Genomic DNA, 13383 nt, shown 5'->3' on the forward strand with positions numbered 1-13383 from the left:
CGCGACGTCCGCCTACGCCCCCAGCCGCAGCGCCACGTCGTTCATGAATCGCACGTCGTCGCCCTTGGCGAGCCAGCCCGCCTCGCCCGCGACCGCGCCGAGCAGGTCGCTGAGCGGGTCGATCTCGCTCTTGGCGTAATTGCCGAGCACGTGGCCGGTCACCCGGTCCTTGTGCCCCGGATGCCCGATGCCGATCCGCACGCGGCGGAAATCCGGCCCGAGGTGCTGGTCGATCGAGCGCAGCCCGTTGTGCCCCGCGGTGCCGCCGCCCTGTTTCACCTTCACCTTCATCGGCGCGAGATCGAGCTCGTCGTGGAAGACGGTGAGCGCCTCGACGCCGAGCTTGTAGAAGCGCAGTGCCTCGCCTACCGAGCGGCCGCTGTCGTTCATGAAGGTGGCCGGCTTGAGCAGCAGCACCTTCACGCCATCGACGCGCCCCTCCTGGAGCCAGCCCTGGAACTTCTTGGCCGGCGCGGCGAAGCCGTGAACCTCGGCGATCGAGTCGACCGCCATGAAGCCGACATTGTGCCGGTGCATCGCATATTGCGCGCCCGGATTGCCGAGCCCGACCCAGAGTTGCACGATCTCGGTCTCCTGATGGGGCGAGCGCAGCGACCGGCCGCGCCTCACCCTTCCGTCACGTCGGCCTTGCCGTCATCCCGGCCTTGATCCCCGGCATGACGGAGAAGGGATGGGCGCGGTCGCCCCATAAAGGCGAAGGGCAGGGGAGCGTCGCCGCCACCCTGCCCCCGTACGGCTCACAGCGAGCGCGCCGATCAGGCCTCGCCCGAGCCCTCGGTCGCCGCGGCGTCCTCCGCCTCGTCGGCGGCGCCCTCGGACTTCAGCGCCGACGGCGCGACCAGCGTCGCGACGGTGAAGTCGCGGTCCTCGATCGCCGGGTGCGCGCCCTGCGGCAGCGTCACCTCGCTGATGTGGATCGTGTCGCCCACGTCCTTGCCCGCGACCGAGACGGTGATCTCGGTCGGGATGTTGCTGGCGTCGACCACCAGCTCGAGCTCGTGGCGCACGACGTTGAGCACGCCGCCCTTCTTCAGGCCGGGCGACTCTTCCTCGTCGGCGAACACCACCGGCACCGCGACGGTGACGGTCGCGTCGGCGGCGATGCGGAGGAAGTCGACGTGGGTCGGGCGGTCGGTCACCGGGTGGAAGGCGACGTCCTTGGCCAGCGTGCGCTGCCCGTCGACCATGATCACCGAGTTCATGAAGTGGCCGGTCATCAATGCCTTGACCAGCGCCTTCTCCTCGAGGTGGATCGCCGACGGCGCCTGGTTCTGGCCGTAGATCACGGCGGGGACGCGGCCTTCGCGACGCAGCGAGCGGGAGGCTCCCTTGCCAACCCGGTCACGCGTCTCGGCCGCGAGCGTGATGGTATCGCTCATGTTGGTGCTCCGAAACGTGGAATGACTGATATGCTTCCGCCACGCCTCCAGGGATGACCATGACGGAAGTGCGCGCGCTTAGCCGCGACGCGCCCGGAACGCAATCAGTAGTTCACCCGCACCGCCCTGAGCCGGTACGCGCCGAGCTGCGCCTGCACGCTCTGCGCGCCGGCGAGGTGCCCGGCGCCGACCGCCACGAAGACGGTGCCCGGCTGCTTCATCCGCTCGGCGATCCAGGCCGCCCAGCGCTTGTTGCGGTCGACCAGCAGCGCCTGGGCGACCTCGGGGGAGTCCTTGAGCGAGTCGTTCATCTCGCTCGCTACGCCGTCGGGATCGCCCTTCGACCAGGCGGTGACGAGCCGGTCGAAGGTGCGCTCGGCGGTGGGCAGCTCGTCGAGCGTGCTCTCCAGCAGCTGCAGCTGCGCCGGCTGCGACAGCGTGTCGAAGATGCCGAGCTGGCCCTCGAACGTCTCCAGCCCGACGACCTGCTTGCCCGCGGCGCGCGCCGCCTCGGTCAGTACCTTCTCGGGGCCGTTGGCGGATTGGTAGCCGAGCTTCTGCACCGGCAGCAGCGACAGCGTCACCGCGGCGAACCACGGCCGCATCTTGTCATAGGCCTGGGCGGTGACGCCGCCCTCGCTCATCGCCTTGGCGAAGGCGGGGCGATAGTTGGGCGGCAGCTGCGTCGTCAGCGCGCTGCCCGCGGGCGCGAAGGCCTTGGCCGCGACGATCTGCTGCGCCGTCTGCTGGTCGGGCTCGACCATCTCGAGCACCAGGGTCTGCGAGCGGTCGAACGCCTTCTTCACGCCCTCGTCGAACCACGACAGACCGGGCTTGAGCACGTGGATCGTGCCGAAGAGATAGATCGTCGTGTCCTTGTCCCTGACCACCCACAGCGCGGGATCGGCGTCGGCCGGCGCGGCGGGGGCGGGCGCCTGCTGGGCGCAGGCGGGGAGCGCGAGCAGCAGCGCGAGGGCGGAGAGAGCGGTCTTCATGGCAGCGTTCATGCGGCGGCGTCCCGGCGAAGGAAAGGGTGCGCTATCGGCGCGGGCGCCGCGCACGGCAAGCGCGGCGCACGTCGGGCGGAGCGTCAGCGGTGGCAGAGCCGTGTCGCGATCGACTCGAGCGTGCGACGCGCCTCGGCGCGGGTGGCGACCGGGAGGCGCACCTTGCCCGCGACGCGCTGCCGCACCTGATCGGCCTGCTGCCACAGTGCGTCGGCCTGCGGCTGCGTCAGCGTGCGCGCCTTGCGCGCCGCGGCGATGCCGGTCTCGAGCACGTTGGCGCGCGCCGCCAGCACCGAGGTCGCGGGCACGACCCCGGGGGCGAGCCCGAGCGGGCGGCAGGCCGGTAGCCCGCGCGCGGTGTGTCCGGCGGTAGTCGAAGCGGTGGAGGCCGACGGTGAGGGCGACGCGCCGAGGAGAATCGCAGTGACGAGAAAGGGATAGGCCAAGAGGATCACTCCTTTCGTTGATCTGGTGATGGGAGCGCTAGCAACGGCTGGCTGAACCGCGGCCGACTGGACTTGCGCGTCGTGCGCACAGCCAGCGTGCGCCTTACGCGGGCAGGCATCTTGTTGCGCTACCATTGTCAGAGGCTTGGCCGCATCGGGCGGGAGGGGGTGCCATCGCTGCCCCGCGTCCCTCGCTTGATTCCCCGCCGGGCTTCCGCCACAGCGCCGACGTGACCGACACCAGCGCCAACCGCCCGCTCAGCTTCCAGGCGATGATCCTGCGGCTCCACCAATATTGGTCGGAGCGCGGCTGCGTGATCCTCCAGCCCTATGACATGGAGATGGGCGCGGGCACGTTTCACCCCGCCACCACGCTGCGCGCGCTGGGGCCGGACACGTGGAACGCCGCCTTCGTCCAGCCGTGCCGCCGCCCCACCGACGGGCGCTACGGCGAGAACCCCAACCGGCTCCAGCATTACTATCAGTACCAGGTGATCCTGAAGCCGAGCCCGCCCGACCTGCAGGAGCTGTACCTCGGCAGCCTCGCCGCGATCGGGGTCGACATGGGCGTCCACGACATCCGCTTCGTCGAGGACGACTGGGAGAGCCCGACGCTCGGCGCCTGGGGGCTCGGCTGGGAGGTCTGGTGCGACGGGATGGAGGTGACCCAGTTCACCTATTTCCAGCAGATGGGCGGCTTCGACATGAAGCCGGTCGCGGGCGAGCTGACCTACGGGCTCGAGCGGCTGGCGATGTACATCCAGGACGTCGACAACGTCTACGACCTGCGCTTCAACGACGCGGGCGTCAGCTACGGCGACGTCTTCCTCGAGAACGAGCGCCAGATGAGCGCGTGGAACTTCGAGGTGGCCGACACCGAGACGCTGTTCGATGCCTTCCGCAAGGCCGCGGCCGAGTGCGAGAACAGCCTCTCGGCCGGGCTGCCGATCCCGGCGTACGAGCAGGCGATCAGGGCGAGCCACACGTTCAACCTGCTCCAGGCGCGCGGCGTGATCTCGGTGGCGGAGCGCCAGGCGTATATCGGCCGAGTCCGTGACCTGGCGAAGGGCGCCTGCGGGGCGTGGATGGAGAAGAACGGGTGGGCGGCGTGAACCACATGACCGACTTCCTGCTCGAACTCCGCTCGGAGGAGATCCCCGCCCGAATGCAGGCGAAGGCGCGCGAGGACCTCGCCCGCCTGTTCGCCGCCGAGCTCGCGCGCGCCGGGCTCGCTGTGACCGAGACCGTCACCTATGCCACGCCGCGCCGGCTCGCGCTGATCGCGCGCGGCCTGCCGGAGGCGACCGCCGCCGTCTCGGAGGAGATCAAGGGTCCGCGCGCGTCCGCCCCGCCACAGGCGCTCGAGGGCTTCCTGCGCAAGACTGGGCTCAGCCGCGAGCAGCTGACCGAGCGCGACGGCGTGCTCTACGCGGTGAGCGACAAGCCCGGCCGCGCCACCGTAGAGGTGCTCGCCGAGGCGGTCGCGGCGGTGATCCGCGCCTTCCCCTGGCCCAAGTCGATGCGATGGGGCGCGGAGTCGCGCTCGACCGAGAGCCTGCGCTGGGTCCGCCCGCTGCACGGCATCGTCGCATTGTTCGGCGAACAGGTCGTGCCGGTCAGCGTCGCGGACGTCGAGAGCGGCGCGGCGACGCTCGGGCACCGCTTCCATCATCCTGGCGCGATCACGATCGGCTCGGCGGCGGACTATGTCGAGAAGCTGCGCGCCTGCCACGTCATCGTCGACCAGGAGGAGCGCGCCGCGCTGATCCGCGACCGCGCCACCGCGCTGGCGGCCGAGGCCGGGCTGGTGCTGGTCGAGGACGAGGGGCTGGTGGCGGAGAATGCCGGGCTGACCGAGTGGCCGGTGCCGCTGCTCGGCCGCTTCGACCCCGCCTTCCTCGACGTCCCGCCCGAGGTCATCCAGCTCACCGCGCGCGTGAACCAGAAGTATTTCGTCTGCCGCGACCGCGAGGGGCGGTTGGCCGACGCCTTCGTGTGCACCGCCAACATCGCCGCGAGCGACGGCGGCGCGCGGATCGTCGACGGCAACCGCAAGGTGCTCGCGGCGCGGCTGAGCGACGCGCGCTTCTTCTACGAGACCGATCGCAAGGTGCCGCTCGCGCAGCAGGCGGAGAAGCTCGGCAAGATCGTGTTCCACGAGAAGCTCGGCACGGTTGCCGACAAGGTGGAGCGCGTCGCCAAGCTGGCGCGCTGGCTGGTGGAAGAGGGCGTGATCCTTCCCGCTATCGGAGAGGATGTGAAAACGCTGGCCGACATGGCGGAGCGCGCGGCACGGCTCGCCAAGGCCGACCTCGTCACCGGCATGGTCGGCGAGTTCCCCGAGCTGCAGGGGCTGATGGGCGGCTATTACGCCGCGGCGCAGGGCGAACCCGCCGCGGTCGCCGAGGCGGTGCGCGACCATTACAAGCCGGTCGGGCAGGGCGACGACGTGCCGACCGCGCCGGTGACGGTGGCGGTGAGCCTCGCCGACAAGCTCGACAGCATCGCGCAGTTCTTCGCCGCCGACCTGCGCCCGAGCGGCTCCAAGGACCCGTTCGCACTACGCCGCTCGGCGCTGGGCGTGATCGCGCTGATCCTCGACAACGGGCTGCGTTTCGCGCTCGGCCAGGTCGCGTCGCGCGACGTCCTCGACTTCTTCGCCGACCGCCTGAAGGTGCAACAGCGCGAGGCGGGCGTGCGTCATGATCTCATCGACGCGGTGTTCGCGTTGGGCGGCGAGGACGATCTCGTCCGGCTGCTCGCGCGGGTGCGCGCGCTCCAGTCGTTCGTCGGCACCGAGGACGGCGCCAACCTGCTCGCCGGCTACAAGCGCGCCGCCAATATCCTCAAGAAGGAGGGCATCCCCGACCGTGCTCCTGCGAACGCAGGAGCCCAGGATGGCGAGGCGCCCGGTGGCCCTGGGCTCCTGCGTTCGCAGGAGCACTCGTTCGCGCAGGAGCACGTGTCCGCGCAGCAGCACGCGCCGACGCCGCAGCACAAATCCCTGTCCTACACGCCGGAAAAGGACGAAGCCGCGCTCATCGCCGCGCTCGACTCGGCCGAGCCCGCCGCCGCCGACGCGGTCGCGCGCGAGGACTTCGCGGGCGCGATGGCCGCGCTCGCGACGCTCCGCGCCCCGATCGACGCCTTCTTTGACACCGTGACCGTCAACGACCCCGATCCGGCCAAGCGCGAAGCGCGGCTGGCGCTGCTCGCGCGCGTCCGCGCCGCGGTCCACACGGTCGCCGATTTCGCCAAGATCGAAGGTTGAGTCGCACCGCGCCAGCGACTCAACTTTCTCAACATTCGCGCGCCCGCCCTCGCCGAAACAAGGACTTGGAAGCATGACCCAGCAGTACGTCTATCGCTTCGGCGGCGGGGTGTCGGAGGGCAAGGCGGGCGACAGGAACCTGCTCGGCGGCAAGGGCGCCAACCTCGCCGAGATGGCGTCGATCGGCCTGCCGGTGCCGCCGGGCTTCACCATCTCCACCGCGATGTGCGCGCGTTACTATGAGGAGGGCGAGCGCTTCCCCGAGTCGCTGCGCGCCGAGGTCGCTGCGGGGATCGCGCATATCGAGGGCGTCACCGGCAAGCATTTCGGCGACGCGGCTGACCCGCTGCTCGTCTCGGTCCGCTCGGGCGCGCGCGTGTCGATGCCGGGGATGATGGACACCGTCCTCAACCTCGGGCTCAACGACGCCACCGTCGAGGGGCTGGCGGCGGCGAGCGGCGACGCGCGCTTCGCCTGGGACAGCTACCGCCGCTTCATCCAGATGTACGCCGACGTGGTGCTCGAGCTCGACCACGGCGCGTTCGAGGAAGCGCTGGAGATCGCCAAGGAGGACCGCGGCTACACGCTCGACACCGAGCTGTCCGCCGACGATCTGCGCGCGCTCGTCGCGGAGTATAAGCGACTGGTCGAGCAGCTGTGGGGCAGGGCCTTCCCGCAGGACGTCCACGACCAGCTATGGGGCGCGGTGGGCGCGGTGTTCGGCTCGTGGCAGTCGGATCGCGCCAAGGTCTACCGCCGGCTCAACCACATCCCGGGCGACTGGGGCACCGCGGTGAACGTCCAGGCGATGGTGTTCGGCAACATGGGCGACACCAGCGCCACCGGCGTCGCCTTCACGCGCGATCCCTCGACCGGCGAGCGCGCCTATTACGGCGAGTTCCTCATCAACGCGCAGGGCGAGGACGTCGTCGCGGGCATCCGCACGCCGCAATATCTGACGCGCGCGGCGCGCGAGCGGGCGGGGGCCAGGCCGCTGTCGATGGAGGAGGCGCTGCCCGAGGTCTATGCCGAGCTCGCGCGCGTGTTCGACACGCTCGAGACGCATTACCGCGACATGCAGGACATCGAGTTCACGGTGCAGCAGGGCGTGCTGTGGATGCTCCAGACGCGCTCGGGCAAGCGCACCGCCAAGGCCGCGCTCAAGATCGCGGTCGACATGGCGGAGGAGGGACTGATCACGCGCGAGGAGGCGATCGCGCGGGTCGACCCTAGTGCGCTCGACCAGCTGCTGCACCCGACGCTCGATCCCGCGGCGGCGCGCGACGTGCTGACCAAGGGCCTGCCCGCCTCGCCCGGCGCGGCCTCGGGGGCGGCGGTGTTCGACGCCGACACCGCCGAGCGCTGGGCCGCCGACGGGCGCGCGGTGATCCTGCTGCGCACCGAGACCAGCCCCGAGGACATCCACGGGATGCACGCCGCCAAGGGCATCCTCACCGCGCGCGGCGGGATGACCAGCCACGCCGCGGTGGTGGCGCGCGGCATGGGGCGGCCGTGCGTCTCGGGCGCGGGCGCGCTGTCGATCGATGCCCGCGCCAAGGTGGCGCGCGTCGGCGGGCGCGAGCTGCGCGAGGGCGACGTGCTGACGATCGACGGCGCCACCGGCGAGGTGATGGCGGGCGCGGTGGCGACGATCCAGCCCGAGCTGGCGGGCGACTTCGGTACGCTCATGGAGTGGGCGGACGCGGTGCGCCGCTTGAAGGTGCGCGCCAACGCCGAGACCCCGGCGGACTGCCGCACCGCGCGCGACTTCGGCGCGGAGGGCGTGGGGCTGTGCCGCACCGAGCATATGTTCTTCGAGAGCGACCGGATCACCGCGGTGCGCCAGATGATCCTGGCGAGCGACGAGCGCGGCCGCCGCGCCGCACTGGAGAAGCTGCTGCCCGCGCAGCGCGCCGACTTCACCGCGATCTTCGAGGTGATGGCAGGCCTGCCGGTGACGGTGCGGCTGCTCGACCCGCCGCTCCACGAGTTCCTGCCGCACGAGGAGAAGGAGTTCGCCGAGGTCGCCGAGGCGGCGGGGGTGGCGGCGGACGTGCTCCGCCGCCGCGCCGCCGAGCTCCACGAGTTCAACCCCATGCTCGGGCATCGCGGCTGCCGGCTAGGGGTGACCTATCCCGAGATCTACGAGACCCAGGCGCGCGCGATCTTCGAGGCCGCGCTCGACGTGGCGGAGCGGAGCGGGGAGGCGCCGATCCCCGAGGTGATGATCCCGCTGGTCGCGACCAAGCGCGAGCTCGACCTCATGAAGGCGGTGGTCGATCGCGCCGCCGAGGCGGTGTTCGCCGAGCGCGGGCGGCGGGTGGACTATCTGGTCGGCACGATGATCGAGCTGCCGCGCGCCGCGCTCAAGGCCGGCGAGATCGCCGCGAGCGGCGAGTTCTTCTCGTTCGGCACCAACGATCTGACGCAGACGACGCTGGGGGTGAGCCGCGACGACGCGGCGCGCTTCCTCGGCGCCTATGTCGAGCAGGGCATCTACGCGCGCGACCCGTTCGTCAGCCTCGACGTGGAGGGGGTGGGCGAACTGGTGGCGCTGGCGGCGGAGCGCGGGCGCGCGACGCGGCCGGCGATCAAGCTCGGCATCTGCGGCGAGCACGGCGGCGACCCGGCGTCGATCGCCTTCTGCGAGCAGGTCGGGCTGGATTACGTCTCGGCCTCGCCGTACCGCGTGCCGATCGCGCGGCTCGCGGCGGCGCAGGCGGCACTCGCGGCGCGGTAACATCCTCCCGTGCGAACGGGAGCCCACTCACCGGATCGAAGGCTCAGATAATCCGGCGATCGGTCGGGTGCGCCGGTGCCGCGGAGGAGCGGGGCACCACGCCCTCGTCGCGATAAACCCGCTCGTCGCGGAAAGCGCGCTCGTCGTCGCCCGGCCGGTCGCCCAGGATCGGCCGCTCGTCTCGTACGACGCGCTCTTCCACCATCGGCGGCGCGGCACGCAGGCGCTCATTCTCGCGCTCCAGCTCCGCGATCCGCGCGTTCTCCCGCTCGAGGTCGCCGATCCGCGCGTTGTCGCGTTCCAGTTCGGCGAGGCGGCCGTGATCGCGCTCCAGCTCGGCCACGCGCCTGGCGGTGGCCGCGTGCGCGTCACGCTCGGCGGCGTAGCGCGTCTTCCACTTGCGCCCGCCCGGATGGCTCGCCAGCCCGAACAGCCAACCCGCGATCAGTGCCACCGCGAGCGCGATATATTGCGTCGACGTCGTGAACAGCATGGCATCCTCCCTGCCGCCGGAGACGCCCGCGGCGCCTCCATAACGTCATAGCAACGACCGGCGCCGACGCGGTGTTCCGGTGCGTCGGAACGCATCGGAACATCGCCCAGGGTCACTTGGCGTTGATGAAGGAGTCGTTGAGCGAGCAGGCCGCCGGACCGAGGATGACGACGAACAGCACCGGCAGGATGAACAGGATCAGCGGCACCGTCATGATCGCGGGCAACCGTGCGGCTTTCTCCTCGGCGCGCATCATCCGCTCGTTGCGGAACTCGGCCGACAGCACGCGCAGCGCGCTGGCCAGCGGCGTGCCGTATTTCTCGGTCTGGATCATCGTCGTCACCACGCCGCGCACGGCGTCGAGATCGACTCGCATCGCGAGGTTCTCGAACGCCTGGCGACGGTCGGTGAGGAAGCCCAGCTCGATCGCGGTGAGCGCGAATTCCTCGCCGAGCTCGGGATAGGCTTTGCCGAGCTCGCGCGAGACGCGGTGGAAGGCGGCGTCGACGGTGAGTCCCGCCTCGGCGCAGATCACCAGCAGGTCAAGCGCGTCGGGCAGACCCTTGCGGATCGCGTCGCTGCGCTTGTTGATCTTGTTCTTCAGGAACAGGTCGGGCGCTTTGTAGGCGAGCACCAGCGTCGAGGCGACGAGGCCGTAGCGCTTCAGCGGGCTCCAGTCGGGGAAGGAGTCGAGCAGGTAGACGTAGACGATCATCAGGCCGCCGAAGACGATCGGCAGCACCAGCCGGCCGAAGATGACCGCGACCGCCCACTCCTTCTTGCGGATGCCGGCCTGCATCAGCTTGTGCTGCGCGACCTTGAGCTGCTCGTCCTGCAGCACGCGCAGCGACGACAGGAAGGCGCGCAGCCGGTCGGCGGTCTCGTTCTTCTGGACGAGCTTGGCGCGGCGCTTGCTCGTCGAGGCGGTGATGCCCGCCTTGAGCTGCTCGCGCCGGTCGTTGAGCGCGCGGACGCGCTTGGTCATCGGGTCGCGCACGCCGAGCGCGGCGTAGATCGCGACGAAGACCGCCGCGGCGGCGATGCCGGAGAGCAGGGTCGCGGCCCAGACCACGTCGATGCCGAAGAAGGTGGCGTGCGCAGGTTCCATATCAGATCTCGAAGCTCACCATCTTGGCCATGATGAAGGCGCCGATCCCCATCCACACCAGCCCGCCGCCACCCGCCACCATCAGCCGCGGATCAGCGAAGAAGTTGAGCATGTAGGGCGCGTTGATCGTGTAGATCACGCCGAAGACGATGAAGGGCAGCGAGCCGACGATATAGGCCGACGCCTTGGACTCGGACGACATCGCCTTGATCTTCAGCTTCATCTGCCCGCGCTGGCGCAGCACCGTGGCGAGGTTCTGCAGCGTCTCGGCGAGGTTGCCGCCGGTCTCGCGCTGGATCGCGATGGTGATGACGAAGAACTGGAACTCGGGCGTGCCGAGCCGATCCGCCGTCTCCTGCAGCGCCACGTCCATCGCGCGACCGATCTTCATCTTGTCCGAGACCGAGCGGAATTCCTCGCCGACCGGCCCAGGGACTTCGGCACCGACCACCTGCATCGTCTCCGAGATCGGCAGGCCCGAGCGCAGGCCGCGCACGAGCAACTCGATCGCGTCGGGGAACTTCGCGGTGAAGGCGGCGATGCGACGCTTGATCAGGAAGCCGATCGCGAGGTGCGGCAGCAGCCCGCCCATCGCCGCGCCGAGGAACAGCGCCAGCAGAAGCGGCATCCCCTTGAGCAGCAGCAGCAGCGCCACGACGACGGCGACGCCGACCGTGGCGCCGCCGTAATGCCCGACGGTCCAGCTCTTCCCCGTCATCGACAGGCGCTTCTGCAGCTGTGCCACGTTGGGCAGCAGTCGCATCGCGGCGAGATCGGCGCGGGTCGCGCTCTTGCCCGTGATGCGGCGCATCTGCGCCTCGATCGCGTTGGCCGGCGAGGCGGTGTGGCGCTCGCGCAGCGCGGCGAGCCGGCGCGTCGTCGCCTTGTTCGTCGACGGCCCGGCGAGCGCGGCGACGAGCAGCAGCAGCGTCAGCGCGGCGCCGGCGAAGAGCAGGATCAGCGGCAGGATCGGCATGGCGGCTCCGGGACCATCGGACGGGCGATCACTTCGCCTTGGCCGGCTTCTTGGGGATCAGCCCCTTAAGGTCGGCGAACTTGGACAGCAGCGAGCCGCCGCGGACCGTGCTTGCCGGCATCTCACCCTCGTCGGCGCTGCGCAGCAGCTGGTCGGCAAGCTCGGCGAGCGGCGCGACCGTCTTGCTCGCTCTGCCCGCCTCGGCGAGCGGCTTGCCCAGCTTGGCCGCCTGGGCCGCCAGCTTCTGGTCGAACGGCACGATCAGGTCGATCTTGCGCTCGATCGAGCCCTCGAAGTCCTTGCGCGAGATCTCGGGCTGCGCGCCGGCGTGGACGCGGTTGGCGAGCACCGTCACCTGCACCTGCGGGGCGTTGCTGCGCAGGTAGGATAGCAGCCGGATCGAGTCGCGCGCCGAGGCGAGCGTCAGCTCGGTGACGAGCACCGCGGCGTTGACGTCGGCGAGCAGGTGCGGGTGCTGCACCAGCATCGGGCGCGGCAGGTCGATCACGGTCGCCTCGAAGGCAGCGCGCATCTCCTCCTGCAGCTGGTAGAAAGCGGCGCCGTCGGTGATCACCGGCGCGCTGATCGGCGCCTCGGCCGAGAGCACCGAGAGCTTGTCCGACGCGCGCACCATGGCGCGCTCGATGAACAGGCCGTCGATGCGGCTGGGATTCTCGATCGCGTCGGTCAGGCCGCGGCCGGGCTCGAGATCGAGCGCGAGCGCGCCCGTGCCGAAATGCACGTCGAGGTCGAGCAGCGCGGTGGCGCGCTTGCCGCGCTCGCTCATCAACCACGCCAGCGAGGTGGCGATGGTGGAGGCGCCCGCGCCGCCGCGGCTGCCGATCACCGCCACCGAACAGTGCGGGCGATCGAGCGAGACCTCGACCGGCTTGGGCGCGTTGAGCATCGCCTGCGCCTGGCCGAGCGCGTCGCGCACCGCCTCGGGGTGGAGCGGCTTGAGCAGATAGTCCTGAATCCCGCTGGCGAGCAGGTCGCGGTACAGCCGCACGTCGTTGACCTGGCCCGCCGCGATCACGATCGTGCCGGGCTCGCACACCTCGGCGAGCCCGTTGATGTCGCCGAGCGGGTCGCTCGACTCGGCGAGGTCGACGAACAGCACGTGCGGGCTCGACGTCACCGAGAGCGTCTGCACCGCGTTGCGCAGCCCGCCCTTGTAGACGTTCTCGGTAGGCCAGCCGAGCTCGGCCGCGATCGGGCGCAGCGCCTCGACCGAGCCGTCGTCGCAGGCGAAGGCGAGGAAGGGCGCGCGGCTGCCGGCAACGCCGGGCTTCCAGGGTGCGTTCATCTCACTTGCCTCCCGTCGACTCGGATTTCACCGTGGCGCCACCGCCGCCCGTGGGCGCGGCGCGGCGGCGCGCGGCGATCGCCTTGCCGCCGGTCACATTGTCATAGTCGCCGCTGTCGGCGACACCGCGCACCAGGTCGGTCGGATTGGCGACCATGGCGGCGAGGTTGCCGTTGACCGCGCAGCCGTAGTTGCCGCTGGTGTGCGAGTCGAAGTTCAGGATGCCGCGGTTGCTCTGCGGCGTGCAGCTCGTCACCGCGGCGGTGGCGCGGCTCACCGTCACCCGGACGGTTCCCGGCGCGATCGCGGCGCCGGCGATCGGCGCCGCCTCGGCGAGGTGGAGGCCGTAGCGACCGGCGATCGCGGCGACGTCGGCCCGCGCGCCGCCGTTCTCGGCGCCGCCCTGGTCGAGCGCGACGGTGTCGCCGTAGGCGAGGCGCAGCGCGTCGAGCCAGCCGCGCAGCCGCTCGGGCTCACCCGGCGCGAGCCCGTCGGCGGTGGTCTGCACGTCGAGCGCATAGTCGCTGCGCGACACGACCGGCTGGTGGATCGACTCGACCCCGCGATAGCTGTTGCAGCCGGTGAGCGGCACGGCGAACGCGAGCGCGGTGAGGAGGAGCGGGCGGTGGAGCATCG

Annotated in this window: 12 protein-coding genes; 3 read left to right on the top strand and 9 right to left on the bottom strand. The window is 70.8% G+C overall.

Annotated elements, in window-relative coordinates:
* Positions 1-12: 12 nt before the first annotated feature.
* The 4 genes from pth to FHY05_RS03575 form a co-directional block, all read right to left on the bottom strand.
* Entirely contained in the window at positions 13-582 is a 570-nt protein-coding gene (pth, locus tag FHY05_RS03560; protein ID WP_183943048.1) for an aminoacyl-tRNA hydrolase, read from the bottom strand.
* Positions 583-776: 194 nt separating this feature from the next.
* Entirely contained in the window at positions 777-1400 is a 624-nt protein-coding gene (locus FHY05_RS03565; RefSeq protein WP_183943049.1) for a 50S ribosomal protein L25/general stress protein Ctc, read from the bottom strand.
* Between the two features lie 104 nt (positions 1401-1504).
* The gene (locus FHY05_RS03570) at positions 1505-2395 is read right to left on the bottom strand and encodes a TraB/GumN family protein (RefSeq protein ID WP_260181175.1); all 891 of its coding nucleotides are present in this window, start codon (positions 2393-2395) and stop codon (positions 1505-1507) included.
* Positions 2396-2490: 95 nt separating this feature from the next.
* Positions 2491-2853 (bottom strand): hypothetical protein, encoded by a 363-nt coding sequence (locus FHY05_RS03575; protein ID WP_183943051.1) that lies wholly within the window; start codon positions 2851-2853, stop codon positions 2491-2493.
* A 272-nt stretch (positions 2854-3125) separates the two neighbouring features.
* Here FHY05_RS03575 and FHY05_RS03580 point away from each other — a divergent pair, with 272 nt between their 5' ends.
* From FHY05_RS03580 to ppdK, 3 genes are all read left to right on the top strand, one after another.
* The gene (locus FHY05_RS03580) at positions 3126-3965 is read left to right on the top strand and encodes a glycine--tRNA ligase subunit alpha (RefSeq protein WP_183943525.1); all 840 of its coding nucleotides are present in this window, start codon (positions 3126-3128) and stop codon (positions 3963-3965) included.
* 5 nt (positions 3966-3970) lie between these two features.
* A complete protein-coding gene (gene glyS, locus FHY05_RS03585; RefSeq protein ID WP_183943526.1) occupies positions 3971-6124 on the top strand; it encodes a glycine--tRNA ligase subunit beta in 2154 nt (717 codons plus the stop codon).
* A gap of 73 nt (positions 6125-6197) precedes the next feature.
* The gene (gene ppdK, locus FHY05_RS03590; protein ID WP_183943052.1) at positions 6198-8864 is read left to right on the top strand and encodes a pyruvate, phosphate dikinase; all 2667 of its coding nucleotides are present in this window, start codon (positions 6198-6200) and stop codon (positions 8862-8864) included.
* 43 nt (positions 8865-8907) lie between these two features.
* On the opposite strand, the gene FHY05_RS03595 is transcribed toward ppdK, so the two are convergent.
* From FHY05_RS03595 to FHY05_RS03615, 5 genes are all read right to left on the bottom strand, one after another.
* Positions 8908-9357 carry a hypothetical protein gene (locus FHY05_RS03595; protein ID WP_183943053.1) on the bottom strand — a complete coding sequence of 150 codons (450 nt, stop codon included), beginning with the start codon at positions 9355-9357 and terminating at the stop codon, positions 8908-8910.
* Between the two features lie 112 nt (positions 9358-9469).
* The gene (locus FHY05_RS03600; RefSeq protein ID WP_183943054.1) at positions 9470-10465 is read right to left on the bottom strand and encodes a type II secretion system F family protein; all 996 of its coding nucleotides are present in this window, start codon (positions 10463-10465) and stop codon (positions 9470-9472) included.
* A gap of 1 nt (position 10466) precedes the next feature.
* Positions 10467-11441 (bottom strand): type II secretion system F family protein, encoded by a 975-nt coding sequence (locus FHY05_RS03605; RefSeq protein ID WP_183943055.1) that lies wholly within the window; start codon positions 11439-11441, stop codon positions 10467-10469.
* 28 nt (positions 11442-11469) lie between these two features.
* Positions 11470-12747 (bottom strand): pilus assembly protein CpaE, encoded by a 1278-nt coding sequence (locus FHY05_RS03610; protein WP_183943056.1) that lies wholly within the window; start codon positions 12745-12747, stop codon positions 11470-11472.
* Between the two features lies 1 nt (position 12748).
* Positions 12749-13381 carry a CpaD family pilus assembly lipoprotein gene (locus FHY05_RS03615; protein WP_183943057.1) on the bottom strand — a complete coding sequence of 211 codons (633 nt, stop codon included), beginning with the start codon at positions 13379-13381 and terminating at the stop codon, positions 12749-12751.
* Positions 13382-13383 lie beyond the last annotated feature (2 nt).

Origin of the sequence: Sphingomonas sp. BK580 (assembly GCF_014194975.1) — a bacterium.
GTDB lineage: Bacteria > Pseudomonadota > Alphaproteobacteria > Sphingomonadales > Sphingomonadaceae > Sphingomonas.

Excerpts from the sequence above, each read along its gene's own strand:
- FHY05_RS03565 (WP_183943049.1), bottom strand. The coding sequence starts at position 1,400 with ATGAGCGATACCATCACGCTCGCGGCCGAGACGCGTGACCGGGTTGGC.
- FHY05_RS03570 (WP_260181175.1), bottom strand. The coding sequence starts at position 2,395 with ATGAAGACCGCTCTCTCCGCCCTCGCGCTGCTGCTCGCGCTCCCCGCC.
- FHY05_RS03580 (WP_183943525.1), top strand. The coding sequence starts at position 3,126 with ATGATCCTGCGGCTCCACCAATATTGGTCGGAGCGCGGCTGCGTGATC.
- glyS (WP_183943526.1), top strand. The coding sequence starts at position 3,971 with ATGACCGACTTCCTGCTCGAACTCCGCTCGGAGGAGATCCCCGCCCGA.
- ppdK (WP_183943052.1), top strand. The coding sequence starts at position 6,198 with ATGACCCAGCAGTACGTCTATCGCTTCGGCGGCGGGGTGTCGGAGGGC.
- FHY05_RS03595 (WP_183943053.1), bottom strand. The coding sequence starts at position 9,357 with ATGCTGTTCACGACGTCGACGCAATATATCGCGCTCGCGGTGGCACTG.
- FHY05_RS03600 (WP_183943054.1), bottom strand. The coding sequence starts at position 10,465 with ATGGAACCTGCGCACGCCACCTTCTTCGGCATCGACGTGGTCTGGGCC.
- FHY05_RS03605 (WP_183943055.1), bottom strand. The coding sequence starts at position 11,441 with ATGCCGATCCTGCCGCTGATCCTGCTCTTCGCCGGCGCCGCGCTGACG.
- FHY05_RS03610 (WP_183943056.1), bottom strand. The coding sequence starts at position 12,747 with ATGAACGCACCCTGGAAGCCCGGCGTTGCCGGCAGCCGCGCGCCCTTC.
- FHY05_RS03615 (WP_183943057.1), bottom strand. The coding sequence starts at position 13,381 with ATGCTCCACCGCCCGCTCCTCCTCACCGCGCTCGCGTTCGCCGTGCCG.